The organism is Streptomyces mexicanus, assembly GCF_902506575.1.
Taxonomy (GTDB): Bacteria; Actinomycetota; Actinomycetes; order Streptomycetales; family Streptomycetaceae; genus Streptomyces; species Streptomyces mexicanus.
Map to the genome: position 1 here is coordinate 6,377,079 of NZ_LR732544.1, position 23,383 is coordinate 6,400,461.

The window sequence follows — 23,383 nt, forward strand, 5'->3', positions numbered from 1 at the left end:
TCACCCCTGTGGTGCCGGATTGACAAACATGTTTGCCGAACCTGCAATACCAACATGACGACCGACGAGGTACTGGCAGGCGTGGGACCGAGGCTGCGGCGCCTCCGCAAGGAGCGGGAGGTGACCCTGGCCGCGCTGTCGGAGGCGACCGGCATCTCCGTCAGCACGCTGTCGCGGCTGGAGTCGGGCCTGCGCAAGCCCAGCCTGGAGCTGCTGCTGCCGATCGCACAGGCCCATCAGGTCCCGCTCGACGAGCTGGTCGGCGCACCCACGGTGGGGGACCCGCGGGTGCGGGCCAAGCCCCTGGTGCGCGGCGGCCGCACCCACTGGCCGCTGACTCGGCAGCCGGGCGGCCTGCAGGCGTTCAAGGTGCTCGAACCGCGGCGCAAGCAGGAACCGGACCCGCGCAGCCACGAGGGATACGAGTGGCTGTACGTGCTCTCCGGAAAGTTGCGGCTGGTGCTCGGCGAGCACGACGTGGTGCTCACGGCCGGGGAGGCGGCCGAGTTCGACACCCGCGTGCCGCACTGGTTCGGCTCGACGGGGGAGGGGCCGGTGGAGTTCCTCAGCCTGTTCGGGCCGCAGGGGGAGCGGATGCACGTCCGGGCGCGGCCGTCGCGGCGTGAGCGAGGAGAGTGACGACCGGGTGTTCCCTGGCGGGCAAGCAACCGCTTAGTATGCGTGCGACCCCGGTCCGAGGAACGCAGTCCCGTGGAGGCGGCGCATGCAGGCATGGCGAGTGCACGACAACGGCGAGCCGAGCGAGGTGATGCGCCTGGAGGAGACCGAGCGGCCCACACCCGGCGACGGTCAGGTGCTGCTCAGGGTGCGGGCCGCCAACGTCAACTTCCCGGACGCGCTGCTGTGCCGCGGCCAGTACCAGGTCCGGCCCCCGCTGCCGTTTACCCCGGGGGTGGAGATCTGCGGCGAGACCGAGGACGGCCGCCGGGTGATCGCCACCCCGGCGCTGCCCCACGGCGGCTTCGCCGAGTACGCCCTCGCCGACGCCGCCGCCGTCCTGCCCGCCCCGGACGCCCTGGACGACGCCGAGGCGGCCGCCCTGCACATCGGCTACCAGACGGGCTGGTTCGGCCTGCACCGCCGGGCCCGCCTGGAGGCCGGCGAGACCCTGCTCGTGCACGCCGCCGCGGGCGGCGTCGGCAGCGCCGCCGTCCAGCTGGGCAAGGCGGCCGGCGCCACGGTCATCGGCGTCGTCGGCGGCCCGGACAAGGCGGCCGTCGCCCGCGAGCTGGGCTGCGACGTCGTGATCGACCGGCGCGCCGAGGACGTCATCGCCGCCGTCAAGGAGGCCACCGGCGGCCGGGGCGCCGACGTGATCTACGACCCGGTCGGCGGCGAGGCCTACACCCAGTCCGCCAAGACCGTCGCCTTCGAGGGCCGGATCGTGGTCGTGGGCTTCGCCAGTGGCACCATCCCGAGCCCGGCGCTCAACCACGCCCTGGTGAAGAACTACGCGATCCTCGGCCTGCACTGGGGCCTGTACACCACCAAGAACCCCAAGCTGGTCCAGCACTGCCACGAGCAGCTCACCGACCTGGCCGCCCGGGGCGCGATCAGGCCCCTGGTGAGCGAACGGGTGCCGCTGAGCGGGGCCGCGTCCGCCGTGCAGCGCGTCGCCGACGGCGTCACCACCGGCCGCATCGCCGTGCTGCCCACCTCGGAGAACGGAGCCGCCGCATGACCGACAGCAGCCTCGACGCGGCCGCCCTGCGCCGCCGCACCCGGCAGTTCCTGGCCGCCCACCCGCCCGCGGCCACCGACCGCCTCGACTTCCTCCGCGCCCGCTTCGACGCCGGACTCGCCTGGGTGCACTACCCCGAGGGCCTCGGCGGCCTCGGCGCGCCCCGCTCCCTGCAGGTTGTCGTGGACGCCGAACTCCAGGCTGCGGGCGCCCCCGACAACGACCCGCGCCGCATCGGCATCGGTCTGGGCATGGCCGCCCCGACCATCCTGCGTTACGGCACCGAGGAGCAGAAGCGGCGCTACCTCAGGCCCCTGTGGACCGGGGAGGAGGTCTGGTGCCAGCTGTTCAGCGAGCCCGGCGCCGGATCCGACCTGGCCGCCCTCGGCACCCGCGCCGTCCGGGACGGCGAGGACTGGGTGGTCAACGGGCAGAAGGTGTGGACGTCCAGCGCGCACGTGGCCCGCTGGGCCATCCTGATCGCCCGCACCGACCCGGACGTCCCCAAGCACCGGGGCATCACCTACTTCATCTGCGACATGACCGACCCCGGCGTCGAGGTGCGGCCGCTGCGCCAGATCACCGGCGAGGCCGAGTTCAACGAGGTCTTCCTCACCGACGTCCGCATCCCCGACACCCGCCGCCTCGGCGAGGTCGGCGACGGCTGGCGGGTCGCCCAGACGACGCTGATGAACGAGCGCGTCTCCATCGGCGGCATGGCCCTGCCCCGCGAGGGCGGCATGATCGGCAAGGTCGCGCAGACCTGGCGCGAGCGCCCCGAGCTGCGCACCCACGACCTGCACCAGCGGCTGCTGAAGCTGTGGGTGGAGGCCGAGGTCGCCCGCCTCACCGGCGAGCGGCTGCGCCAGCAGCTCGTCGCCGGCCAGCCCGGCCCCGAGGGCTCCGGCATGAAGCTCGCCTTCGCCCGTCTCAACCAGGAGATCAGCGGCCTGGAGGTCGAACTGCGCGGCGCGGAGGGACTGCTGTACGACGACTGGACCATGCGCCGCCCCGAACTGGTCGACTTCACCGGCCGGGACACCGGATACCGCTACCTGCGCGCCAAGGGCAACAGCATCGAGGGCGGGACCAGCGAGGTCCTGCTGAACATCGTCGCCGAACGCGTCCTGGGCCTGCCCGCCGAGCCGCGCACCGACAAGGACGTCGCCTGGAAGGACCTCGCCCGATGAGCACACAGCCCGACCTGCTCTACTCCGAGGAGGAAGAGGCGCTGCGCGCCGCCGTCCGCGACCTGCTCACCGACCACTGCCAGGCGGCCGGAGTGATCGCGCGCGCGGAGTCGGACGCCCCGCACGACCTCGCCCTGTGGAAGGCGCTCGCCGACGGCATGGGTCTGGCCGGGCTGCTGGTGCCCGAGGACAAGGGCGGCCAGGGCGCCACGCACCGCGAGGCCGCCGTGGTGCTGGAGGAACTGGGCCGGGCGGTGGCTCCCGTCCCGTACCTCACCAGCGCGGTGGTCGCCACCGAGGCGCTGCTGGCCTGCGGCGACGACGACCTGCTCGGCCGGCTGGCCTCCGGCCGCACCATCGGCGTCCTCGCGGTCGCCCTGCACCTGGCCCCCGGCGCCCCCTTCCCCGCCGTGCGCTGCGACAACGGCACCCTGCACGGGGAGCTGGCCGGGATCGCGGACGCGGCCGTCGCCGACGTGCTGCTGGTCCCCGCCGAGGACGGCGGCCTGTACGCGGTGGACGCCGACGCGGTGACCGTCACCGGCCAGGTGTCGCTGGACCTGACCCGCCCGGTGGCGACCGTACGGTTCGACGGCGCCCCCGGACGCCGCGTCGGCGACGCCGACGTCGCCGTACGGCGGGCCCTGCGCGCCGCTGCCGGACTGCTCGCCTCCGAACAACTGGGGCTCGCGGACTGGACGTTGACGGAGACCGTGCGCTACCTGAAGGAACGCAAGCAGTTCAACCGGCCGGTGGGCGGCTTCCAGGCCCTCAAGCACCGGCTGGCCCAGCTGTGGCTGGAGGTCGTGAACCTCCGCGCCGCCGCCCGGGCCGCCGCCGACGCCCTCGCGCGCGGGGAGAGCGCCGGGGACGGCGAGGGCAGCGGGAACGGTGCGAACGGCGGGAGCAGCGGGAACGGTGGGAACGGTGGTGACGTCGACGTGGCGGTCGCCGTCGCGCAGGCGTACGCGGCCCCGGTCGCCGTCCACGCGGCCGAGGAGGCGCTGCAACTGCACGGCGGCATCGGCATGACCTGGGAACACCCGGTCCACCTGTACCTGAAGCGGGCGAAGGCCGACTCGATCGCGTACGGGACGGCGGGCGCGCACCGCGAGGCGCTGGCCGGCCTGGTCGACCTCCAGGCACCCTGACCGGCGTCCTCGCCGAGGGCACAGGCGATCGGACATCCCTCGCAGAACCACACGTTCGGAGGACATGTCAGCCGCCCGGACGAACCCTCCGCTACGCCACACTTGCGGCCGAAAGCCGCGAGTGGGCGTGGCGGAGGAGGTTCACGGTGGCCATTTCCATCTCTGGGGTGCTGTTGCTCGCGATCCTGGCGATCATCTTCGTACGCAACGGAGCCCTGAAGTTCTCGCACGCCCTGGTCTGCGTCCTGCTCGGCTTCTTCCTGGCCGGCACCAGCATGGCCCCCACGATCCACGAGGGCCTGGCGGCCACGGCCCAGATCGTCAGCAGCCTGCGCCCCTGACGTCTTCCTGCGCCACTGACGTCACGCTGTGGCCGTGGCATCGGCCTGTGGCCGTGACGTCGGCGTGTGGGTCGTGCCCTCGGTTCGTGGCGGCGTGAGGTCGGCGCGAGGTCGGCGTGAGATCGTGACGTCGGCGTCTGGGCGACGTGACGTCACCGTGCGGCCGTGGCATCGGCCCGCGGCCCCGCGGCCCCGTGGCCGCGGGCGCTCACGCGGCGGAGAAGACGCCGACCCCGTTCGCCACGGCCCGCTCGGCGCCCCCGCTCGGATGGTTGAGCACACTGACCCGGGTCGCCCCCCGGGGTCGCGCGACCAGCGTGCTGGAGCCCCCGCCGTCCAGGTCGAAGCCCTCCGTCGCGCCCAGTTCCTTCAGCCGGGAGGCGAGTTCGGCCACCGTGAGACCGCCGCGGTAGGCCGGCCCGCCGTCCAGGGCCACGAGCAGCAGCCGGTGCCCGCCGTCCCCGATGCCCACCGCGGTACGCACCGCCGTCGCCTCGGTGTCCAGCCCCTTCAGCGGCGCACCGTGCCGCAGCACCGGGAAGCCGCCGATCGCGAACGCGTACGACACACCGGAGGCCGCCACCAACCGGTGCTCCACCCGCACCGACTGGCCCTTGGTCAGCTCGCGCAGCCGCCGCGCCCCCGCCTCGCGGCCCACCAGCACCGTGGTCCCGGCGGGGATGGTGCCGCTGCCCGGCTTGCCGGCGGTGGCCACGACCCGGCCGTTCGTGACCGTCACCTCGTAGGTGTCCTTGCTGCACGGCGCGCTCCTGCTGGTGTCCGTGCCGCACACGGCCCGAGCCCGCGAGACGCTGCCCCAGTCGGCGGTGTAGGCGCCGATCGAACCGACCGGCAGCGCGTACTGGTTGAGCCCGCCGAGGTTCAGCGGGCCCTCGGGGGTGCTCACCGAGCCGGACAGGGACAGCCGGTCGATGCGGGCGGTGCGGTCGGTGCCGACGCCCAGCACGTCCCCGGTGGCCGTGCCCGGCGGCAGGGCCGGCCCGAACCGCTGCCCCTGCGGCACGGCCGCCTTGAGCGGGCGCCCGTCGGCGATCTCCGGGCCGACGGCCGAGCCGGTCGCGGCGACACCCGGATGCTGGGCCTCGGTGATGTGGAAGAAGTCCCCGTTGACGCCCGCGAGCGCGCCCTGGGTGTCGGCGAGTTGGGAGACGGTGCGCCGCGCCGCCACCCTGCCGGGGTGCAACAGCCCGATCCGGACGTGCCGGTCGCGCAGATCGACGGTGACCACATGCGCGCGGACCACCCCGCGCGCGGTACGGAGGTCGACGTCGCGGTACTCGACGCCCGGTGCGATCTTCTCGGAGCGCGGCGCGCTGCCGGCGGGCGCGGCCCCGGCCAAGGACGTGCCGGCGAGGGTGCCGCACGTCAGGAGAACCGTCAACGCCCGTCCGAGCCGCACGCCACGACGTGTCGCAGTGCCCACCAAGCCCCCTGATGACTCGTCACCTGTGCATGGACACAGGGAAGTGCACCAGAACAGGGCGCCGGGAACGGCCTCGCGACTGCGACGACGCGGGAACGGGCGGGAAAACGCACTCCTTCGGGTGCTCTCGGCGCTCGGTGATCGGCTCTCGGCGGTCAGCCGGCCGGGCGTGGGGGAGAGGAAGACGAACCAGGGGGAGAGGCAGACGGACGGGAGGGGCCGGCCGGGGACCGGGCGTGGGGAGCGGGGAGCGGGGAGCGGCCGGGGCCGTCGGCGGCTCAGCGGGTGTCGCCGAGCGACTGCTCGGTCCACACCGTCTTGCCGGTGTTCGTGTACCGGACTCCCCAGGCCTGGGCCAGCTGGGCGGCTACGTACAGGCCGCGCCCGCCCTCGTCGGCCACCCGGGCGTGCCGAAGGTGCGGTGCGGCCCGGCCGGAGTCGTGCACCTCGCAGGTGAGCGTGCGGTCGTGGATCAGGCGGACCTCGATGGGAGGCTCTCCGTACCGCAGGGCGTTGGTGACGAGTTCACTGACGATCACCTGCGTCTCGAAGGCGGTCTCGTCGTCCACGTCCCAGGCGGCGAGCTGCTTGCGGACCCGGGTGCGGGCGGTCGCCACCGCGCCGTCGTCGCCGTCCAGCCGCCAGCTGGCGCAACTGTCGGGCGGGAACGCGTGGGTGCGCGCCACGATCACCGCGGCGTCACCCGCGCCCAGTCCGTCCGGCAGGGCGTACACGATGGCGTCGCACAGCTCCTGCAACGGCCGCTCGGCGTAGTCCGGCGCCGCCCGCAGCGGCCCGGGGGACTCCGCCAGGTACCGGGTGAGCGTGGGGTCGCTGGTGAACACCAGCACGCTCCCGGCCGGCACGGCGAACTCCGCGGTGGCGAACGGCGCGCTCTCCGCCATCCCCAGCGGCGGGCCGGCCGGGGCGTCGGGGACCGTGACCGTGCGGTCGGGACGGACCAGGACGGGCGCCAGGTGCCCCGCCGTCGCCAGCACGCAGGTGCCGGTCAGGGCGTCGTGGACGGCGTACACGCAGTCGGCGGTCAGCGCCTCACGGCGCAACGGATCGCCCGGCGGCAGGCTCGCCCGTTCGAAGGCCAGTTCCGCGGCCGTGTCGTGCAGCCGTGCCAGCAGCTCGTCGGGGGCCAGGTCGAAGGCGGCCAGCGACCGCACGACCGTGCGCAGCTGGCCCATGGTGGCCGCGGCGTTCATGCCGCGCCCGGAGACGTTGCCGACCACGAGCGCGGTGCGGGCACCGGACAGCGAGATCGTGTCGTACCAGGCGCCGGGGTCACCTCCGGTGACCGACAGATAGGCGGTGTCCAGCGAGGTGTGCGCCTCCGGGCGCCGGGGCAGCAGCTGACGCTGGACCGTCGCCGCGATGGTGTGCTCGCGGACGTAGCGTCGCGCGTTGTCCACGCACAGGGCCATGTGGGCGGCCAGCTCCACCGCGAGCTGCCGGTCGCCCGCGTCGAACGGCGGGGAGTCACCCGCGCGATACAGGCTGACCAGGCCCAGCACCGTGCCGCGCAGGGCCAGCGGCACCACGAGCAGAGTGTGGGACTCCGAGGCGACCATCGCGTTGGCGCGCGCCGGATCGGCGGGCATCCACAGGGTGGACGGGCTCAGCGGCACCACGCGGGGACGCAGGTCGCTCAGGGCCTGGGTGAAGGGAGTGGGACCCGGCAGCCGGCGCACGTCACCCACCGGAAGAGCCTGCGTCGGATACACCTGGCCGCTGCGGAAGGCGGTGCGCATCAGGGGCGTGCCCGGCGGCAGGGGAGCGGGCGGCGGCTCGTCCCCGCGGAGCACCGAGTCCACCACCTCCACGACCGCGATGTCGGCGAACGCCGGCACCAGCGCACCGACCAGCTCCTCGCCGCTCACCACCGGGTCCAGGGTCCGGCCCACGCTGCGCCGCACGGCGTCCAGCACCCTGGCGCGGGACCGGGCCCGTTCGCGTTCCGTGACGTCGACCGCGGTGATCGCCAGCCCGAGCACCTCCCCGCGCCGCCCCTCCAGACGTATGGCGGTGGCCTCGAAACAGCGCTCCTCGGGCGGGTCGTCTCTGGTGCGCGCCCGGACGAGCTGCTGCCACAGCGTCTCGCCGGTCTCCAGCACGCGGCGCAGCAGGGTCTCCAGGTCGTTGCCCTCGACCATGCGGTACACGTCCCGGACCGGCCGCCCGGTCATGTCCTGTGCGGACACCCCGCGCAGGGCGGGTGCCGCGGTGTTCAGCCGCACCACGCGCAGCTGCGGGTCCAGCAGATGGAGTCCGACCGGCGAACGCGTGAACAGTGCCTCCAGCATGGCGGCCGAGGTCTCGTCCACGCCGCGGCCGGGATCGCCGTACGCCACCGAGACCTCCTTCCCCGCACCGGTCGGGCCCGGCCGCCCGGGCCCGCGCCTGCCGCGCGCACCCGGAGCGGCGCCCTTCCAGCGTGCTCCGGCCGTGCGCCCGCCGCACGCGCAGCACCCGCGCCCACACCGGCGGACATATGCCGACGGCATGCCGCGCGCGACCGCCCGAACGGCTCCCGCGCCCGGGGCCGGGGCGAGGCCGTCCCCGGGCGCGTGAGGCCCGGTCAGGCCAGGTTGACCAGTCTTATGTAGCGGACCCAGTCCCAGTTCGGCCCCGGGTCGGTGTGGTCCGTGCCGGGCACTTCGTAGTGCCCGAGGATGTGCGCCCGGTCCTTGGGGATCCCGTAGCGGTCGCAGATCGCCGCGGTGAGCCGGGCGGACTCCTGGTACAGCGCGTCGGTGAAGTAGGCCGGCTTGTCCACCCATCCTTCGTGCTCGATGCCGACGCTGTGCGTGTTGTAGTCCCAGTTCCCCGCGTGCCAGGCGACGTCCGCCTCGCGCACGCACTGCGCGATGTGCCCGTCGGCGGACCGGACGACGTAGTGCGCGGACACCTTCTTCTGCGGATTCTGGAAGATGGCCAGCGTGCTCGCGTACGTCTCCTGGGTGACGTGGATGATCACCCGGTCGACGGAGTAGGTGGAGGGACGGTTGGCGGCCGTGTAGTTGGACGTGCTGGCCGGCTGCCACTCCGCCGACGGGAAGTCGACGGCCTGGGGCCGGCCCACCGCTCGGGCGGTGGGAAGCAGGGCGTAGGGGACGGCGGCGAGGACGGCGCCCTTCAGAAGCCGCCGTCGGCTGGGCTGAGGTCCGGCCCGGTCCATGGGCGATGGCCCTTTCTCGTGAGGGTTGCTCGGCTGGCATGGCGAGGCCTCGGCGGAGGCCGGCAGGCGCACGGTGCGGGCGCGCGCCGTCGCCGTCGCGCGCGACCGTGCGGACGCCGCGCGGTGAGTCTCGCGCACGACCGGCCGTGGTGGGCGGAGCCTGGCCGGGTGCGTACGGTTGATGTCGCGGGAGCCGGTCACGGTGATGCCGCCAGGCGGCCCTGGTGTGCCGCCGGGGCCGCGGCAGTGCGCGCTCGGCCCTGTCCCGTGCGTCCGGGCCCGCGTCCGCTGCCCCTGCCCGGTGCGCGTCTTCCCCCGTCATCTGTCCCCCCGTTGGTCCCGTGCGACGGCGACGGCGACTGCCGCCGGCCCGTGTCCGGCGGCAGCGCCTCGCGTGAATCACGGTACGGCTGACGGCGGTTGGGCAGAAGAGCGCGGCGCTCGGTGGTGGACGGGCAGAGAGTTGTGGACAACTCGGCCACTCGGACGAGTGAATCCGGTGGGAAACCGGCAGTAACTGAGGGAGTGTCAGCTTTGTCCGGCCGCTGCCGCCGGGTCGTCCAGGACCGCTCGCACCACCGCGTGCGCGGCGCCCAGCAGCGGCCCCTCGGGACCCAGCCGGGAGACGGACACCGGACAGGCCGGGCCGGCGGTGCGCCGGGCCAGTTCCGCCTCCAGCGACGGCAGCAGCCAGGGCGCGAGCGCGGCCAGCGCGCCGCCCAGCACGACGGCCTCGGGATCGAGCAGGTTCACCGCCCCCGTCAGTGCCACGCCCAGCGCCGTACCCGCCTGGCGCAGGGCCCGCCGTACGTTCTCGTCGCCCTCGGCGGCGCGGGTGGCGAGCAGGCCGCCGCGGCCCTCGCCCGCCTCCAGACCGGCCGCCCGCAGCACGGCCTCCTCGCCCGCGTACTGCTCCAGGCAGCCCCGTCCGCCGCACGGGCACGCGGGCCCCTCCGGCTCGACCGGCACATGCCCCAGCTCTCCGGCGAAGCCGCGCGTGCCGCGCAGCAGCCGTCCGTCGACGACCACCGCGGCACCGATGCCGATCTCCGCCGACACGTGCAGGAAGTCCGGGGGAGTGCCCTCGCCGAGCCAGAGTTCCGCCAGCGCACCGAGATTGGCCTCGTTGTCCACGGTCAGCGGCAGGCCGCCCGGCAGCAGGGCGCCGAGGTCGGTGTCGTGCCAGTCGAGGTTGGGCGCCCGCACGACCGTACGGCCGTCCCGCGCGATCAGGCCGGGCACGGCGACCGCGGGCCCGGCGGGGCGCAGCCCCTGCCTCTCGGCCTCGGCGACGACCTGGGATATGAGCGCGGTCAGGTCCCGCGCCCCCGGCTCGGGCGCGCGGCCCCGGTTCGTGCCGTGCCGCACCGCCCGGGCCCGCCCCTCGCCGCGCAGGTCGACCACGCAGGCCGCGAGGTGGTCGACGCCGACCTCGGCGCCCACGCCCGCCGGGCCGCGCCCGCTGACGGCGAGCGCCGAGCCGGGACGGCCGACCCGGCCGGGCCGCTCGGGGCCGAGTTCCTGCAGCAGGCCGGACCGGATCAGCTCGTCGACCAGCGTCGACACCGCCGCACGTGTCAGCCCGATGCGCGAGGCGACCGCCGCCCGCGACAGCGGGCCCTCGGAGCTGACGGCATGCATGACCCGCGCCAGGTTGCGGCGGCGCATGCCCTGCTGGGTGTCGGGCAGTGCCCGGCCGGGACCGGCGGGGGGGGGGGCGTGCAGCGGTGCGGTCATGCCTCCGTCGTCCTCGGTCGTGTCCGGCGGCACGGGTTTGCCGGCCGGTGTCCGGCCACGGCGGTCCGTGGGCCGGGGCCGCCGGCGGGGCCCGGCGGCCGGGATCGTCAGCGGTTCTGCGGTCCTCGCTCCAGCAGCGGGGCCGCGTCGGGGAGTACCCCGGAGATCCTTTCCAGTGTCGCCTCGTCCCGCTCCACGGCCTCCAGCACCGGCCCGTCGGCGGTCTTCCACCGGCGGGCCACCGCGGCCGGGTCCTCGCCGGTCAGCAGCCCCGCGGCCTGCGCGGCGGCGCCCAGCGCGACCAGTTCCCGGGCCTGCGGGACCTGCACCGGACGCCCCGACAGACGGCGCACCGTCTGCTGCCATGCCGTGCCGCGGGCGCCGCCGCCGATCAGCAGCAGCGCGGTGGTGCGGTCCGCGTCCTGGTCGAGGACCAGGTCCAGCGCGCCGAGCAGGGCGTGGACGGCGCCGTCGTAGGCGGCCTGCAGCAGCTGTCCGGGCGTGGTGTCGTGCCGCAGCCCGTGCAGCAGCCCCGAGGCGCCGGGCAGGTTCGGGGTGCGCTCCCCGTCCAGGTAGGGGAGCAGAGTGACCGAGGTGCCCGGCTCCACCGCCTCCCGGTCCAGGCCGAGCAGGGCGGCGACGCGGTCGACGGCGAGCGTGCAGTTCAGGGTGCAGGCCAGCGGCAGCCAGCCGCCGCGCGCGTCGGCGAAGCCGGCCACCGTGCCGGTGGGGTCCGCGGGCCGGTGCTCGGACACCGCGTAGACGGTGCCCGAGGTGCCCAGGCTGAGCACCGGGGTGCCCGGGCGCAGTCCGAGGCCGAGCGCCGCGGCGGCGTTGTCCCCGGTGCCGGCCGCGACCAGGGTGCCCCGGGAGAACGGCAGGTCGTGGTGGCCGTCGCGCACCGTGCCGGCGACCTCCCCGGGCCGCACCACCCGGGGCAGCAGCGCCGGGTCGAGGCCGACCCGGGCGAGGATCTCCTCGTCGTACGCCTCCGTCGCCGACGCCCACCAGCCGGTGCCCGAGGCATCGCCCCGGTCGGTGGTGCCCTGACCGGTCAGGCGCTCGGTGAGGTAGTCGTGCGGCAGCCGCACCGCCGCGACCGACCGGGCCGCCTCGGGCTCGTGCTCGGCGAGCCAGGCCCACTTCGTCACCGTGAAGGAGGCGCCCGGCACACTGCCCGTGCGCTCCGCCCAGAACTTCGGACCGCCCAGCTCCTCCACCAGCCGACGGGCCTGGGGCGCCGAGCGCACGTCGTTCCACAGCAGAGCCGGCCGCACCGGTTCCCCCTGGGCGTCCAGGGTGACCAGGCCGTGCTGCTGGCCCGCGATCGACACGGCCGCGGCCTCGTGTGCCGCCTCGCCGCACTGGTGCAGCGCCGCGCACAGGGCGTCCCACCACTGGCGCGGGTCGCTCTCCCGGCCGTCCCCGCTGGAGACGGTGTGCGGTGCCTGCCCGCTCGCCACGACCCGACCGGTGGCCGCGTCGACGACGAGCGCCTTGGTGGACTGGGTGGACGAGTCCACACCGACGACGAGCGGACCCTCGGCTGCTGACATCGGCTCTCCCTCTTTTTTGCGGCTCACGGGCTGTGACCTGCGGTTTTCACGATACTTCGGGGGTCGGTGCCCGGGCTCGGCCCGGCTTCGCCCCCGCTGGTCCCTTCCCAGGGACGCGTCGGCATACTAATTTGTAAATCGCCATGACGAAATAGTCGCAAGCGAGCAAGGAGCCGCGGCATGAACTACCAGCCCACCCCCGAGGACAGGTTCACCTTCGGCCTGTGGACCGTCGGCTGGCAGGGGCGGGACCCCTTCGGTGACGCCACGCGCCCCGCCCTCGACCCGGTCGAGACGGTGCAGCGCCTGGCCGAACTGGGCGCCTACGGCGTGACCTTCCACGACGACGACCTGATCCCCTTCGGGTCCTCCGACACCGAGCGCGAGTCGCACGTCAAGCGGTTCCGCCAGGCCCTCGACGCGACCGGCATGACCGTCCCGATGGCCACCACCAACCTCTTCACCCACCCCGTCTTCAAGGACGGCGGGTTCACGGCCAACGACCGGGACGTGCGCCGCTACGCGCTGCGCAAGACCATCCGCAACATCGACCTGGCCGTCGAACTGGGCGCCAAGGTCTACGTCGCCTGGGGCGGCCGGGAGGGCGCGGAGTCCGGCGCCGCCAAGGACGTGCGCGCGGCCCTGGACCGCATGAAGGAGGCCTTCGACCTGCTCGGCGAGTACGTCACCTCCCAGGGCTACGACATCCGCTTCGCCATCGAGCCCAAGCCGAACGAGCCGCGCGGCGACATCCTGCTACCCACCATCGGTCACGCGCTGGCCTTCATCGAGCGCCTGGAGCGCCCCGAGCTGTACGGCGTCAACCCCGAGGTGGGCCACGAGCAGATGGCCGGCCTGAACTTCCCGCACGGCATCGCCCAGGCCCTGTGGGCGGGCAAGCTCTTCCACATCGACCTCAACGGCCAGTCCGGCATCAAGTACGACCAGGACCTGCGCTTCGGCGCCGGTGACCTGCGTGCCGCCTTCTGGCTGGTCGACCTGCTGGAGAGCGCCGGCTGGGAGGGCCCGCGCCACTTCGACTTCAAGCCGCCGCGGACGGAGGACATCGACGGTGTGTGGGCCTCCGCCGCGGGCTGCATGCGCAACTACCTCATCCTGAAGGAGCGCGCCGCCGCCTTCCGCGCCGACCCGGAGGTCCAGGAGGCCCTGCGCGCCGCCCGGCTCGACCAGCTCGCGCAGCCCACCGCGGCCGACGGCCTGCAGGCCCTGCTGGCCGACCGCACCGCCTACGAGGACTTCGACGTGGACGCCGCCGCCGCGCGCGGCATGGCCTTCGAACGACTCGACCAGCTCGCCATGGACCACCTGCTGGGTGCCCGGGGCTGACCCACGCGACGAGGGGGCACGCGCGCGCGTGCCCCCTCGTTCATGAGCGGCCGTCAGATGGCGTGCGGCAGACGCACGTACGTCACGGTCGTCTCCACGCCGCTGTCCACCAGCCGTCCCTGGGCGTCGAACGCGTCGGCGCCGTCCGTCATCCCGAAGTCGTTGTCGTTGACCAGCGCCAGCGTGCGCGCGTCCACGCGCGCCACGCCCTCGATCTTCCCGGGCACACCGTCGACCGTGCCCAGATCGATCACCAGGTGCTTGGCGAGCACCGGCACTCCCTGGGCGGCCGGGTCGTCCAGCTGCTCCAGGGACGGCGAGGCCGTCGCGTCGTCCCAGCGGCCTCCCAGGATGTTCGCGCCCCGTCCCAGCCGCACCAGCTGCAGACGGGCCGCCTTGTCGGTGCGCTCCTCCACCAGCAGCCGGTCACCGCCCACGGCGACCACCGAGGAGATCTTCAGCTCGGAGGTGTCGTCCTCGCTCGGATCGACCACGTCCACCGGGTCGAAGCGGTAGGCGTACTCCGCGGTGACCGCCCGCTCGCGCGGCGAGAAGCGCAGCAGGCGGGTGGTGCGCGAGGCATCTCCCGCGTCCTCGTCCGGCAGGGACAACGGGCTCTGCAGCGCCATCACGAGGTCGCCCCCCGGCAGTTGGGCCAGCCCCTCGAAACCGCGGTTGATCTTCCGGTGCAGCAGCACCGAGGGCAGCGCCTCGACCACCGGATAGTCGGTGCCGGTCAGACCGAGCCCTTGGGGCACGTACCGCGCGAGCACCTTCCCGCGCGCGGAGACGTGCACCAGGGAGGGACCGTACTCGTCGACTGACCACCACTCAATAACACACTGTGGGCGACCTGCAGAAACGCAGACAAGGACGCCCCGACCCGGTCTTTGCGGAGACGAGAGGGTCGGGGCGTCAGCTGCCACCTGTCCAGTGTGGGGCACGGACAGGGGCGTCGAGGGCTCGCCAGAGTCAGGGCCGAGCGGCGCGGATGCGCTACATGACGTAGCGAATCACGTGTACATCGCAAGTATCAACGGCATATGCTTGGAGTCACCCGAACGTGTGAACGAATACGGCGGGGCAGGGCTAGGAACCGAGCAGCTCGATCTCGATGGCCAGAGCGCCGAGCGCTTCCTTCTCGGGTGGGTAGATCGAGCGAATGTTCGCGAGCTGCTGCTCGCGGCTCACGGTCGGGTTGACGTTCGCCGGCCCCTCGCCGTCGAGCAGCGCCTCGAAGTCGTCGTACGCAGTGACCCGCTTCACGAGCACGTCGCACGTCTCGTCGGTGCCCTTGATCCGGAAGCGGATCGTGTCGCCCGCGGCCATATCGGCGAGGTGCGGGTACCGCACCCGGACCTCGATCGTCTTGCGGCCGGCGGCGACGAGATCGAAGTACCGGCGGTACAGGTTCAGCTCGTGCCTGCGGGCGGTGGTGCTGTCGCTCATGTGGTGGTGACGCTCCTCGTCGGTTGGGACATCAGGCGGCCGAGTTCGCCGGCCGAGTACGCGCGGAAGAAGTGCCGCGGATCGGCGAGCAGCACGTCGGCCATGTCGAGCAGCCGCTCGGCGTACTCGGACAACGAGCCGGGCCACATCCGCGTGTCGAGCATCCAGGGTGCGGACCCCTCGGGCAACGACGCCCGCCCCTCCCGGATGAGACTCTTCGACAGCTTCGCCCCGGTGTCGGTGACGACCTGCGGGCAGAACAGCCGGGTCGGCAGCTGCGCCCCGACGAGCCCGATCGCGGTCAGCGCGTTGTCGACGAGCGTCGAACCGAACACCCAGTCGCCGCCCTTGACCATGACGCTCAGGCGGTCCCGGTCGGCGGCGGCCGCGGTCTCCTTGACGAGGTTCCGGTACAGCGTGGCGAGGTCGAGGTACCCGCCGCCGTCGGCAGCGATAACGGCCTCGTACGGCCCGTGGTGCAGGCACACGGCGTGCACCTCGGCATGCTCGGCGTCGAGCAGGATGCGGGTGCGCTCGGCGTACTTCTCGGCCCATCCGCAGCCGGGGACCGAGCAGGGCACACGGACGTGCGGCACACCGTGGGCCGGGTCGAGCCACCAGCGGGCGGCGTCGATGCGGCGCTGCGCGCGCAGCCAGGTGAGCCGGAACTGCTCGCCAGCCTGCTGCCGCGAGTACATCTCGATCGAGTACGGGATCGACAGTCGCTCGGACAGCGCGTCGAACAGTGGCCGGTACAGCTCGTCGACCTGCTTGGCGAGCGCGGCCTCGCCGAGGGCGTGCGCGTAGGCGCGCTGGTACCGGTGCCCCGTCGCGGGGTCGTCGACGACGTCGTGCGGGGCGTTGTCGAGGGCGCCGAACAGCACGTCGACGGGGATGCCGAAGCGCGCCCGTACCCGAGCCGCAGCGGCGAACGTCAAGGACTGCACCAGGGAGGTGCCGAGGTGCGGCACGCCGTTGATCTGCGTACCGACCACGAACGTCACCCGCGCTGGCTGCATGGTCCGGATGCGGGGCGCGAGGACGTCCTCGGCGCTGCCGAGCGCGTTCGCGAGGACGGTGTTCGGTGAGACAGGTTGAGCGGTCACAGTTCCCCCTCGGTTGGGTGCGGGGTGCACGGCGGGACGCCCGGGGGAAGCGTCGACCGCCGTGCACCCCTGCCTATGCGTGAGCCGCGATCTCCTCGTCGAGGCTCACGATCGTGCAGTCGTACAGCGCCCGCACGAGCTGAGAGGCGATCGTCCAGCCCAGCAGCGGCGACTCGAACGGCGTCACCTCGGACACGGCCGGGATCGGCCCGCCCCGGCTCGCGGTGTACCGGCGCCCCCACACGCCGCACGCCACCGACGTGCCGACCCGCACGGCCACCGAACCGGCCCACAGGTGCGGGCACTCCTCGCGCGCCGTCCGTAGACACGAGCGGCAGATCGGTGGGTGCGTGGTGACCAGATCGTTCGGCCACCCGTCCCAGTCCGCGCGCTCGTCCTCCAGCAGCCACAGCACGCCACGGTCGTCGCGGTCGGCGGGCTCGCCGCACACCTGGCACAGCAGCCGCGCCATGGCGAGCCGCTGCCTTCCGGGGTGGACGACGCCGTACAGCGGCCGCCCGGTACCGGGCCGGCTCGGGCGGCGCAGCCACAGCACGCCGCGGTCGTCCCGGTCGGATGCGACCTCGCCGGCGTAGCCGATGCCGCCGAGCAGCCGGTACACGACCGGCGCGTCGGCCACCGACTCGCCCGACCACGAGGCGATAAACGGCACGGTCGACGGGCGGCGCCGACACTGCTTGTGCGTGTACGCCGGCGGCAGCAGCACCCCGAACCGATCGCGGCGCTGCACGCGCTTGCGCGGCTCGTCGTCCTCGATTGGCTGGTCGCAGATCGTGCAGATCACTCGCCGTCCTCCCCGAGCACCTTTCGCAGGGCGAGAACGCCGCGGGCGAGTTGAGTTACGTGGATGGACGCGGCGAGCGGGCCGAGGCCCAGTTCGAACCGCAGCGGGAACTCGGCGGCGTCGGCGGCGTTCGTGAGCCGGTACCAATCGCGCGAGTACATCGGCTGCTGCTGTGCCACGGCGCGTGCACGAGCAGCGAGCCGCTGCACCTCGGCGCTCAACTGGTCGTTGATCGCGACCATGCGCTCACGGTCGGGCATGCGGCGGCCAGACTCGAACGCGGCGACAATGAGCTGCGGCACCGGGTCCGAATCGGGCATCGATACCGTCATCGGGCGACCTCCGCAGCCCGTGCCGGCCGGGGCAGCCCGAGCAGGAACGCGACACGGTCCGCGGTCGCGGTCTCGTCGCCGTGCACGCCCAGCTCGTACCCGTACGCAGTGAGGTAGCGGCCGCCGTCATCGGTGACGATCTCGCCGACGCGCGGGTGCAGGGGATTGGTCACGCTGACGGCGTTATCTCCCTGATTCGTCATATGCAGCCCGCGCGCGGCGAGTTGGTCGGCCAGAATGGCCGGTGCGGTCATCGCGTCCATGCATCGATCACAGCGGACGGCGAGCATGCGCGGAATCTGACAACCTATGACACGGAGTTGATCAATGCCTCTAGCTGTGGCGATTACCGGAACACGACAGACAGGGCACCGAGAACTCGGCTGGTACGCCGAGCTGTTCGGCCGCTACCTCGGCCCGTGGGCGACCCCGGAAGCGCACTTCTACATCGGCGGCGCCGTCGGAATCGACAGCCTGACCCTGCTGTGGCTGGCCGGAAAAACCGCCGCACGGCTGACGGTCGTGGTGCCGGGCACCGTGGCGCAGCAGCCGGCCGACGCCCGGCAGGCGATCGAGCGGTGCCGCGACCGGATCGGCGAGATCACTGAACTCGGCGCCGCTGAGCTGCGTACGCCCGCGTACCACGCGAGGAACCGGTACATGGTCGACCGCGCGGACATGACGATCGGGTTTCCCCTCGCCGGCCCCGAGGGCACCTCGGGCACCTGGCAGACACTGAACTACACAGCGGCACAGGGAAAACCACGACTGATCGTGCCCATATGAGCTACGGAACGTGCATCATGAGGTCATGAGCGCGCACGACAGAGGCGTCGGCGCTGCCATACTCAAGCGGTTACGACTCGCTCGCGGCTGGTCGCTCGCCGACCTCGCACGAGCCATCATCGCCAAAGCGGCCGAGCTGGGGCAGCCGCTCGACGCGAGCGTCGCGAGTGTGCAGCGGTCCGTCGCACGGTGGGAGACCAGCAAGGCGCCCATCCTGCCCGGCGAGCGGTACCAACTCCTGCTCGCCCATCTGTACGCCCGCGGGGCCGATGGACAGTCGTCACTCGGTGCGGGTAGCGACTTCGCTGAACTGCTCGACGCGTTCGCGCACCTCGGCGAGAGCGAACGCCGCCTTGACGAGCTTCGTACGCTACTCGTTCGTACCTTGACCGACAGCGGCGGTGGGCTGCTCGCGCTGCTCGGCTCGTCGACGCAACGTGCCCTTTCCTCCGCCCTCGGTGATCCCTCGCGGCTTGATGAGAGCCTCCTCGACACGGTCCGGCTCGCCGTCCACGACGTCAATTCGCAGGTCGGCAGCGTGCCATTCGTAAGGGTGCAACTCCTGCTCGCGCCGATCGTCGAGTCGTGCCGTCGGCTGCTCGACGCGTCCGTGCCCGAGCCGCTGCGGCCGGGCCTGCAGGCGGTCGCCGCGCAGGCGTACACGCTCGCCGGCCGGGCCGCGTTCGAGACACGCGACGACGCCGCGGCAAGGGCGTTGTACGCAGAGGCGACCGCGGCCGCGGGCAACGCCGGACAGCCGTGGCAGCGGGCTGTCGTCCACATGAGTCACGCCCTGGTCACCCTGTACTCGACGCCCGGCCTCGACGCCGCGCAGCAGCTCGTCGACGCCGCGGTGCGGGACGCGCGGGCCGGGGAGAGCGTCACGGTCCGGGCGCGCGCGCACGCCCTGCAGGCGGAAATCGCCGCGCGACGCGGCGCCGAGCCGAACGCCGATGCAGCCGAACGCCGACGGGCAGAGAGGCACGCCAGGGCGGCGCTCGCACTTGCCTGGTACGACCTCGACAGCGACCGCGACGGCGACCCGGCGTCGTCTTCGTTCTCGCCCGCCCACCTGCGCGGGTTCGAGGGGGTCACGTCCCTGTACGTCGGCGATCCTCACACCGCGCACGACTACTTCGCCGACTCGGCCGCAGCCCTCGCCGCGCCGCGCGAGCGGGTGCAGCGGGCGATCGTGGCCACCGACCAGGCCCTCGCCCGCATCCGGCTCGACGAACCGGAGTCGGCCGCCGAGCTGCTGCACGGGTGCATTGATGCCGCCTCTGAGACAGGCGGCCGCGTTGCGGCGATACGGCTGCGCCGAGCCAGGGGCGACCTGCGGCCATGGCGCCGCGAGGACTGGTTCGGCGACCTCGATGACCACCTGATCGAGTCGCTCGGCGCGTAGCCGCAGACACACGAAAGGCGCCCCTGCCCGGCCGTGAGGCCAGACAGGGGCGCAGGTTCATGCGATGCGGCGGCGCTCGGCGGGCAGCCCGAGCAGGCTCGGCGACGAGGACGGGGTCGGCGACGGGCTGCTCGGCTGCTCGGCGCCGTCTCGTCGGCACACGAGCGCGTCGGGGTCCCACGATGGCGCTTGCAGGCTGTACCCGTCCGGGCAGGTCTGCCCATCGCGGCCGTCCTTGCCGTCGGCTCCGTCCTTGCCGGGCGGGCCGGCGGGACCCTGCGGACCGGCCGGTCCTGCGGGACCCTGCGGCCCGGGCGGGCCGGTCACCGTGGCGCCGGACTGCCCCGGTGCGCCGGATGGACCGGTGCGGCCAGGCGACCCGGCCGGACCGGGCGAGCCCGTGGCGCCCGGGCTGCCCTGCTCACCCTTCGGCCCGCGAGGGCCTGCAGGGCCGGGCACAGGCACCGGCACCGCGGCACGCGCGGGTAGGTCGTGGACAGCTGCCGTCGGATCGGGTGCAGCCGGTGTCTTGCCCTCCGCCTTGATCTGCGCGCGCAGCACCCGCACGTCGCTCGCCAACGTCGACACCGCGTCGCCGCGGCGGTTCGCTTCGGCCGCGAGCGCGTCGGCCCGCCGCGCCTCGGCGTCGATACGCAGCCACACGAGCACGACGGCGCCCGCCAGCAGCAGCAGTACGGCAGTGGCTGCGAGCGACCGCCATCGCTGCGCGAGGGCATGCTGAGTGCGCGTCACGTGGGCTGTCCTCCTAGCTCGACGATCCGCTCGCGCAGCCGCTCGTTCTCGGCCGTGAGCGTCTGGACCTGGGCCGGCAACGCCGCCTTGTCGGCCCGCTCGTGCGCGAGTTCGGCGTCCGCCGCGGCGAGCAGCCGCTCGTTCTCGACGAGCTTCGTCTGCAGCTTGTCGCGTTCTTCCTGCAGGTTGTCGACGAGCGTCGAGTACCCGCCGAGCACCGCGCCCGACTGCTGCGCGGCGTTCGCGCCGCGGTGCCCGTACAGCGCGGCGGCGGCCGCTGCGAGCCCGACGACGATGGTTCCGACGGCGCCGAGGGTCGCAGCGTCCACGCGGTCCTCCGGTCGTGCAGTGGGGGGTACGACGGCGGCCGTAAGGCCGCGGTGGTTGTGGGGCTCGTGCTCGCCCTTCACGGGGCCATCGCGGGCAGGACGATGACCTACCGGCTTGGGCTGGTGATCCTGCTCGTCGGACTCGCGGGCGTCGTCGAGACCCGGATACGTATCAACACTCACCGACTCATCGCACATCAGGTCGACATCGCGAGGATCACGGCGCAAGAGCGGCAGTCCTTCGCGGAAATGGGCTGGAAAGCCTGCCTCCTGAGCATGAAATCGGAACGCCCAAATGCGGCGGGCGCGGACATAGTTGAACTCCCCGCCCGCCGCACCTCCGAAATGCGCAGGGACGGCAGCGCATAGCAAGAGGGGGTCAAATGAACACCCGGCCGCGCGTCATCATCCCGGCCGCACAGTCCGTCGTAGCAGCCGAGCTGATTCCCGTCATCGGGTACGCCCGCGTCAGCACGTGGCGCGAGGAAATGATCAGCATCGACATTCAGAAGAGCGTCGTCGAAGACGCCGCCGCCCGGCGCGGCCGGTACGTCGCCGAGTGGATCATCGACGAGGATGCGACCGGCCGGAACTTCAAGCGCAAGGTCATGCGCGCGATCGAGATCGTCGAGGACCACGAGCGGCCCGAGCGCGAGCTTTGGTCATGGAAGTTCAGCCGCTTCGGCCGCAACCGGCACGGCGTCGCCATCAACCTTGCTCGGATCGAGAACGTCGGCGGCGAGTTGATCAGCGCCACAGAGGACGTCGACGCCAAAACGGCAGTCGGCCGCTTCACCCGCGGGATGCTCCTGGAGGTCGCCGCCTTCGAGAGCGACAGGGCTGGCGAACAGTGGAAGGAGACGCACGAACTGCGCCGCCGCCTCGGCCTGCCCGCCGCCGGCGGCCGCCGGTTCGGGTACCGGTGGTACCCACGGCGCATCCCTGACGGACGCGGCGGATGGGCGGTGCAGGAAGAGCGGTACGAGGTGCTGCCCAACGAGGCGGAACTCGCCGTTGACGCATTCCAGGACTACATCAAAGGCAAGACCGGCTTCGGGAAGATCGCGGAACGTTGGAACGACCTCGGATTCCTCAACACCCGTGGCGCGCCCTGGCAGGATCAGGGCGTCCGGGGGTACATGGACTCCGGATTCACGGCCGGACTGCTGTACGTGCACAACCCGGAAGCGCCTTGCGGGGATCCCGCCGGCTGCAAGAACGCTGAGCACTATACGTACCTCGCCGCCGAGCACGAGTCAGTGATCAACGGCGACGAGTGGGACAACTACCGTGACATGCGCACCGTGCGCCGGAACACGCCGCGACGGGCTCTCTCGCCTGTCTACCCGCTCGCCGGGCTCGTTCGGTGCGGGCTGTGCGGCAGCGCGGCCATGAATCATCAGACGCGGCGCGAGCGCGGCTATGCCTACCGCTGCGGCGCCCGAGCGCGGCGCAAGGTTCAGCACGACGCGGTGTGGGTGCGGCGCACAGTCGTCGAGGGAAGGGTGCTTGAGTGGCTGGTCGATCTGCGTAAGGAGATCGACGACATCGTCGCCGGGAAGATCGCCGTGCCGAAGCCACGCCGGGAACCCGACTTCGACAAGAAGCGCAAAAAGCTGCAGCGGGAGATCGAGAAAGCCACGGCCGCTATGCAGCGCGCGTTCGAGGCGTACACGCTCGGCGACGTATCGCGCGACGTCTACCTGAGCACCCGGGCGAAGCACGAGGATCGACGGAACGAGGCACAGCGGCAGCTCGATGAGCTGCCGTCGCCCGACAAGGAACCGCCCTCGCCGGTCCCGCACCGCGAGACGGTAATTGGCCTGCTCGCCGAGTGGGACACGATCAGCGTGCACTCTAAACGGGTGACGCTAGGTCGGTTGATTCGCCGGGTCGAGATCCGGCCCGACGATGATGTCACGGTGGTGCCGGTGTGGGCCCCTGCCGACCCACCGCTGAAGAAGGGCCCGGGACGTCCGTCGTACCGGCCTGAGTAGGCGTGTGTGTTATTCAGTTCTGGTCGACGAGCCAGAAGCTGCCGTCACCGGCCCGCACGATGCCCTCCGTGTCGAGCCCGTTCGGGTTGTACGACAGCGGCGTCCTGCCGTCGTAGGAGTACGGTGCCTCGTCGCGCCCCGCCTGGTCGGGCAGCCCGGTGACCGGCTTGCCGGAGGACGTCGTCAGGGGGATGGCGTCGAGCACCCGCACCGTGTCACCACGGACGGCGATCTTCACGATCGCCGGGTCGAAGCCCGGCACGGGGAAGGTGCGGCGCTTGGTGCCGTCCACCTTGACCTGCCCGTTCGGGCCGCGGTCCGTGACGGTCCAGAACTCGCCCGGCCGGCCCGCCGGGTAGACGTCGCTGCCGATGCCGCCGAGATCCACACCCCGGTCGTCCTCCACGCTGCCGGGCAGCAGCGCGTTGCTGAACGCGCCCAGCGGTATGTCCCCGAGCGTCGCGGTGCGCACGACACGTGCGGTGCCCGTACGGGGGTTCGCGGGGCCGTGGTCGCCGGCCGGAGCGGCCTGCGCCCCGCCCGCCGCCGCGAAGGCGGACAGCAGGGCGAACGGGAGCGCCGCCGCCAGGCAGCGGTGAACGCGGCGCCGGCCGGGGACGTGCGGGGACATCGGGCCTCCAGGGAAACGAACGCACAACTGCGGTGACAGCGGCCAGCGTTGGGCTCGCCGCGGAACGCCCGGCGACGGGCGGGTGAATGCCCGGCCTCCGCGAGCCGTCGGCCTGGAACGTACGGCCGGGCGCCG

The 23,383-nt window shown here is 72.9% G+C and carries 22 protein-coding genes and 2 pseudogenes; 10 read left to right on the top strand and 14 right to left on the bottom strand.

Features of this window, described 5'->3' with window-relative positions; all coding sequences use genetic code 11:
- Window positions 1-54: 54 nt before the first annotated feature.
- The 5 genes from GV126_RS28500 to GV126_RS28520 all read left to right on the top strand — a co-directional run bounded on the left by GV126_RS28500 (window position 55) and on the right by GV126_RS28520 (window position 4,384).
- Complete coding sequence (locus GV126_RS28500) at window positions 55-639, top strand: helix-turn-helix domain-containing protein (RefSeq protein WP_159672118.1); 585 nt, start codon at window positions 55-57, stop codon at window positions 637-639.
- An 85-nt stretch (window positions 640-724) separates the two neighbouring features.
- A complete protein-coding gene (locus GV126_RS28505; protein WP_159672120.1) occupies window positions 725-1,702 on the top strand; it encodes an NADPH:quinone oxidoreductase family protein in 978 nt (325 codons plus the stop codon).
- Window positions 1,699-2,892, top strand: coding sequence for an acyl-CoA dehydrogenase (locus GV126_RS28510; RefSeq protein ID WP_159672121.1), 1,194 nt, complete (start codon window positions 1,699-1,701; stop codon window positions 2,890-2,892). Before GV126_RS28505 ends, GV126_RS28510 begins: the two co-directional genes overlap by 4 nt.
- Window positions 2,889-4,043 (top strand): acyl-CoA dehydrogenase family protein, encoded by a 1,155-nt coding sequence (locus GV126_RS28515; protein WP_159672123.1) that lies wholly within the window; start codon window positions 2,889-2,891, stop codon window positions 4,041-4,043. The genes GV126_RS28510 and GV126_RS28515 overlap by 4 nt, the downstream gene beginning before the upstream one ends.
- Window positions 4,044-4,189: 146 nt before the next feature.
- On the top strand, window positions 4,190-4,384 hold the full coding sequence (locus tag GV126_RS28520; RefSeq protein WP_159672125.1) for a hypothetical protein: 195 nt from the start codon (window positions 4,190-4,192) through the stop codon (window positions 4,382-4,384).
- Window positions 4,385-4,592: 208 nt separating this feature from the next.
- On the opposite strand, the gene GV126_RS28525 is transcribed toward GV126_RS28520, so the two are convergent.
- The 5 genes from GV126_RS28525 to xylB all read right to left on the bottom strand — a co-directional run bounded on the left by GV126_RS28525 (window position 4,593) and on the right by xylB (window position 12,308).
- A complete protein-coding gene (locus tag GV126_RS28525) occupies window positions 4,593-5,786 on the bottom strand; it encodes a phosphodiester glycosidase family protein (protein ID WP_236570143.1) in 1,194 nt (397 codons plus the stop codon).
- A gap of 320 nt (window positions 5,787-6,106) precedes the next feature.
- Window positions 6,107-8,188, bottom strand: coding sequence for a SpoIIE family protein phosphatase (locus GV126_RS28530; protein WP_159672127.1), 2,082 nt, complete (start codon window positions 8,186-8,188; stop codon window positions 6,107-6,109).
- A gap of 227 nt (window positions 8,189-8,415) precedes the next feature.
- Window positions 8,416-9,015, bottom strand: coding sequence for an N-acetylmuramoyl-L-alanine amidase (locus GV126_RS28535; protein WP_159672129.1), 600 nt, complete (start codon window positions 9,013-9,015; stop codon window positions 8,416-8,418).
- Between the two features lie 528 nt (window positions 9,016-9,543).
- Window positions 9,544-10,752 (bottom strand): ROK family transcriptional regulator, encoded by a 1,209-nt coding sequence (locus GV126_RS28540; protein ID WP_159672131.1) that lies wholly within the window; start codon window positions 10,750-10,752, stop codon window positions 9,544-9,546.
- A 107-nt stretch (window positions 10,753-10,859) separates the two neighbouring features.
- Window positions 10,860-12,308 (bottom strand): xylulokinase, encoded by a 1,449-nt coding sequence (gene xylB, locus GV126_RS28545; RefSeq protein WP_159672133.1) that lies wholly within the window; start codon window positions 12,306-12,308, stop codon window positions 10,860-10,862.
- A 180-nt stretch (window positions 12,309-12,488) separates the two neighbouring features.
- On the opposite strand from xylB, the gene xylA reads away from it, so the two are divergent.
- On the top strand, window positions 12,489-13,655 hold the full coding sequence (gene xylA, locus GV126_RS28550) for a xylose isomerase (RefSeq protein WP_159672135.1): 1,167 nt from the start codon (window positions 12,489-12,491) through the stop codon (window positions 13,653-13,655).
- Between the two features lie 53 nt (window positions 13,656-13,708).
- Here xylA and GV126_RS28555 read toward each other — a convergent pair.
- From GV126_RS28555 to GV126_RS28580, 6 genes and pseudogenes are all read right to left on the bottom strand, one after another.
- A pseudogene (locus GV126_RS28555) lies at window positions 13,709-14,485 on the bottom strand (esterase-like activity of phytase family protein); the annotation flags it as partial.
- Between the two features lie 259 nt (window positions 14,486-14,744).
- A complete protein-coding gene (locus GV126_RS28560) occupies window positions 14,745-15,104 on the bottom strand; it encodes an ASCH domain-containing protein (protein ID WP_159672137.1) in 360 nt (119 codons plus the stop codon).
- Window positions 15,101-16,210, bottom strand: a complete 1,110-nt coding sequence (locus GV126_RS28565; RefSeq protein ID WP_159672139.1) for a hypothetical protein — start codon at window positions 16,208-16,210, stop codon at window positions 15,101-15,103. The genes GV126_RS28560 and GV126_RS28565 overlap by 4 nt, the downstream gene beginning before the upstream one ends.
- A gap of 73 nt (window positions 16,211-16,283) precedes the next feature.
- Window positions 16,284-17,015, bottom strand: coding sequence for a hypothetical protein (locus GV126_RS28570; RefSeq protein WP_159672141.1), 732 nt, complete (start codon window positions 17,013-17,015; stop codon window positions 16,284-16,286).
- Window positions 17,012-17,347 (bottom strand): DUF6415 family natural product biosynthesis protein, encoded by a 336-nt coding sequence (locus GV126_RS28575; RefSeq protein WP_159672143.1) that lies wholly within the window; start codon window positions 17,345-17,347, stop codon window positions 17,012-17,014. Before GV126_RS28575 ends, GV126_RS28570 begins: the two co-directional genes overlap by 4 nt.
- Entirely contained in the window at window positions 17,344-17,610 is a 267-nt protein-coding gene (locus GV126_RS28580; protein ID WP_159672145.1) for a hypothetical protein, read from the bottom strand. The genes GV126_RS28575 and GV126_RS28580 overlap by 4 nt, the downstream gene beginning before the upstream one ends.
- Before the next feature lie 76 nt (window positions 17,611-17,686).
- Between GV126_RS28580 and GV126_RS28585 the strand changes: the two genes are divergently transcribed.
- Together GV126_RS28585 and GV126_RS28590 are read left to right on the top strand one after the other, a co-directional pair.
- Entirely contained in the window at window positions 17,687-18,133 is a 447-nt protein-coding gene (locus tag GV126_RS28585) for a hypothetical protein (RefSeq protein ID WP_159672147.1), read from the top strand.
- A 25-nt stretch (window positions 18,134-18,158) separates the two neighbouring features.
- Window positions 18,159-19,538 (top strand): NsdA family TPR-like regulatory protein, encoded by a 1,380-nt coding sequence (locus GV126_RS28590; RefSeq protein ID WP_185946848.1) that lies wholly within the window; start codon window positions 18,159-18,161, stop codon window positions 19,536-19,538.
- Window positions 19,539-19,595: 57 nt separating this feature from the next.
- Here the strand turns inward: GV126_RS28590 and GV126_RS28595 are convergent, their stop codons facing one another.
- Both GV126_RS28595 and GV126_RS28600 read right to left on the bottom strand, forming a co-directional pair.
- Window positions 19,596-20,291: a collagen-like protein gene (locus GV126_RS28595; protein WP_159672149.1), complete on the bottom strand. Its 696-nt coding sequence runs from the start codon at window positions 20,289-20,291 to the stop codon at window positions 19,596-19,598.
- Complete coding sequence (locus tag GV126_RS28600) at window positions 20,288-20,620, bottom strand: hypothetical protein (protein ID WP_159672151.1); 333 nt, start codon at window positions 20,618-20,620, stop codon at window positions 20,288-20,290. Before GV126_RS28600 ends, GV126_RS28595 begins: the two co-directional genes overlap by 4 nt.
- A gap of 57 nt (window positions 20,621-20,677) precedes the next feature.
- On the opposite strand from GV126_RS28600, the gene GV126_RS28605 reads away from it, so the two are divergent.
- Both GV126_RS28605 and GV126_RS28610 read left to right on the top strand, forming a co-directional pair.
- Window positions 20,678-20,989 (top strand): hypothetical protein, encoded by a 312-nt coding sequence (locus tag GV126_RS28605; RefSeq protein WP_159672153.1) that lies wholly within the window; start codon window positions 20,678-20,680, stop codon window positions 20,987-20,989.
- Between the two features lie 14 nt (window positions 20,990-21,003).
- On the top strand, window positions 21,004-22,617 hold the full coding sequence (locus GV126_RS28610; protein WP_159672156.1) for a recombinase family protein: 1,614 nt from the start codon (window positions 21,004-21,006) through the stop codon (window positions 22,615-22,617).
- 19 nt (window positions 22,618-22,636) lie between these two features.
- Here GV126_RS28610 and GV126_RS28615 read toward each other — a convergent pair.
- Window positions 22,637-23,248 (bottom strand): annotated as a pseudogene (locus tag GV126_RS28615) (esterase-like activity of phytase family protein); the annotation flags it as partial.
- Between the last annotated feature and the right edge of the window lie 135 nt (window positions 23,249-23,383).

Coding starts and splice junctions, on each gene's coding strand:
- GV126_RS28500 (WP_159672118.1), top strand. CDS start 55: ATGACGACCGACGAGGTACTGGCAGGCGTGGGACCGAGGCTGCGGCGC.
- GV126_RS28505 (WP_159672120.1), top strand. CDS start 725: ATGCAGGCATGGCGAGTGCACGACAACGGCGAGCCGAGCGAGGTGATG.
- GV126_RS28510 (WP_159672121.1), top strand. CDS start 1,699: ATGACCGACAGCAGCCTCGACGCGGCCGCCCTGCGCCGCCGCACCCGG.
- GV126_RS28515 (WP_159672123.1), top strand. CDS start 2,889: ATGAGCACACAGCCCGACCTGCTCTACTCCGAGGAGGAAGAGGCGCTG.
- GV126_RS28535 (WP_159672129.1), bottom strand. CDS start 9,015: ATGGACCGGGCCGGACCTCAGCCCAGCCGACGGCGGCTTCTGAAGGGC.
- GV126_RS28540 (WP_159672131.1), bottom strand. CDS start 10,752: ATGACCGCACCGCTGCACGCCCCCCCCCCCGCCGGTCCCGGCCGGGCA.
- xylB (WP_159672133.1), bottom strand. CDS start 12,308: ATGTCAGCAGCCGAGGGTCCGCTCGTCGTCGGTGTGGACTCGTCCACC.
- xylA (WP_159672135.1), top strand. CDS start 12,489: ATGAACTACCAGCCCACCCCCGAGGACAGGTTCACCTTCGGCCTGTGG.
- GV126_RS28560 (WP_159672137.1), bottom strand. CDS start 15,104: ATGAGCGACAGCACCACCGCCCGCAGGCACGAGCTGAACCTGTACCGC.
- GV126_RS28575 (WP_159672143.1), bottom strand. CDS start 17,347: ATGACGGTATCGATGCCCGATTCGGACCCGGTGCCGCAGCTCATTGTC.
- GV126_RS28580 (WP_159672145.1), bottom strand. CDS start 17,610: ATGGACGCGATGACCGCACCGGCCATTCTGGCCGACCAACTCGCCGCG.
- GV126_RS28590 (WP_185946848.1), top strand. CDS start 18,159: ATGAGCGCGCACGACAGAGGCGTCGGCGCTGCCATACTCAAGCGGTTA.
- GV126_RS28610 (WP_159672156.1), top strand. CDS start 21,004: ATGAACACCCGGCCGCGCGTCATCATCCCGGCCGCACAGTCCGTCGTA.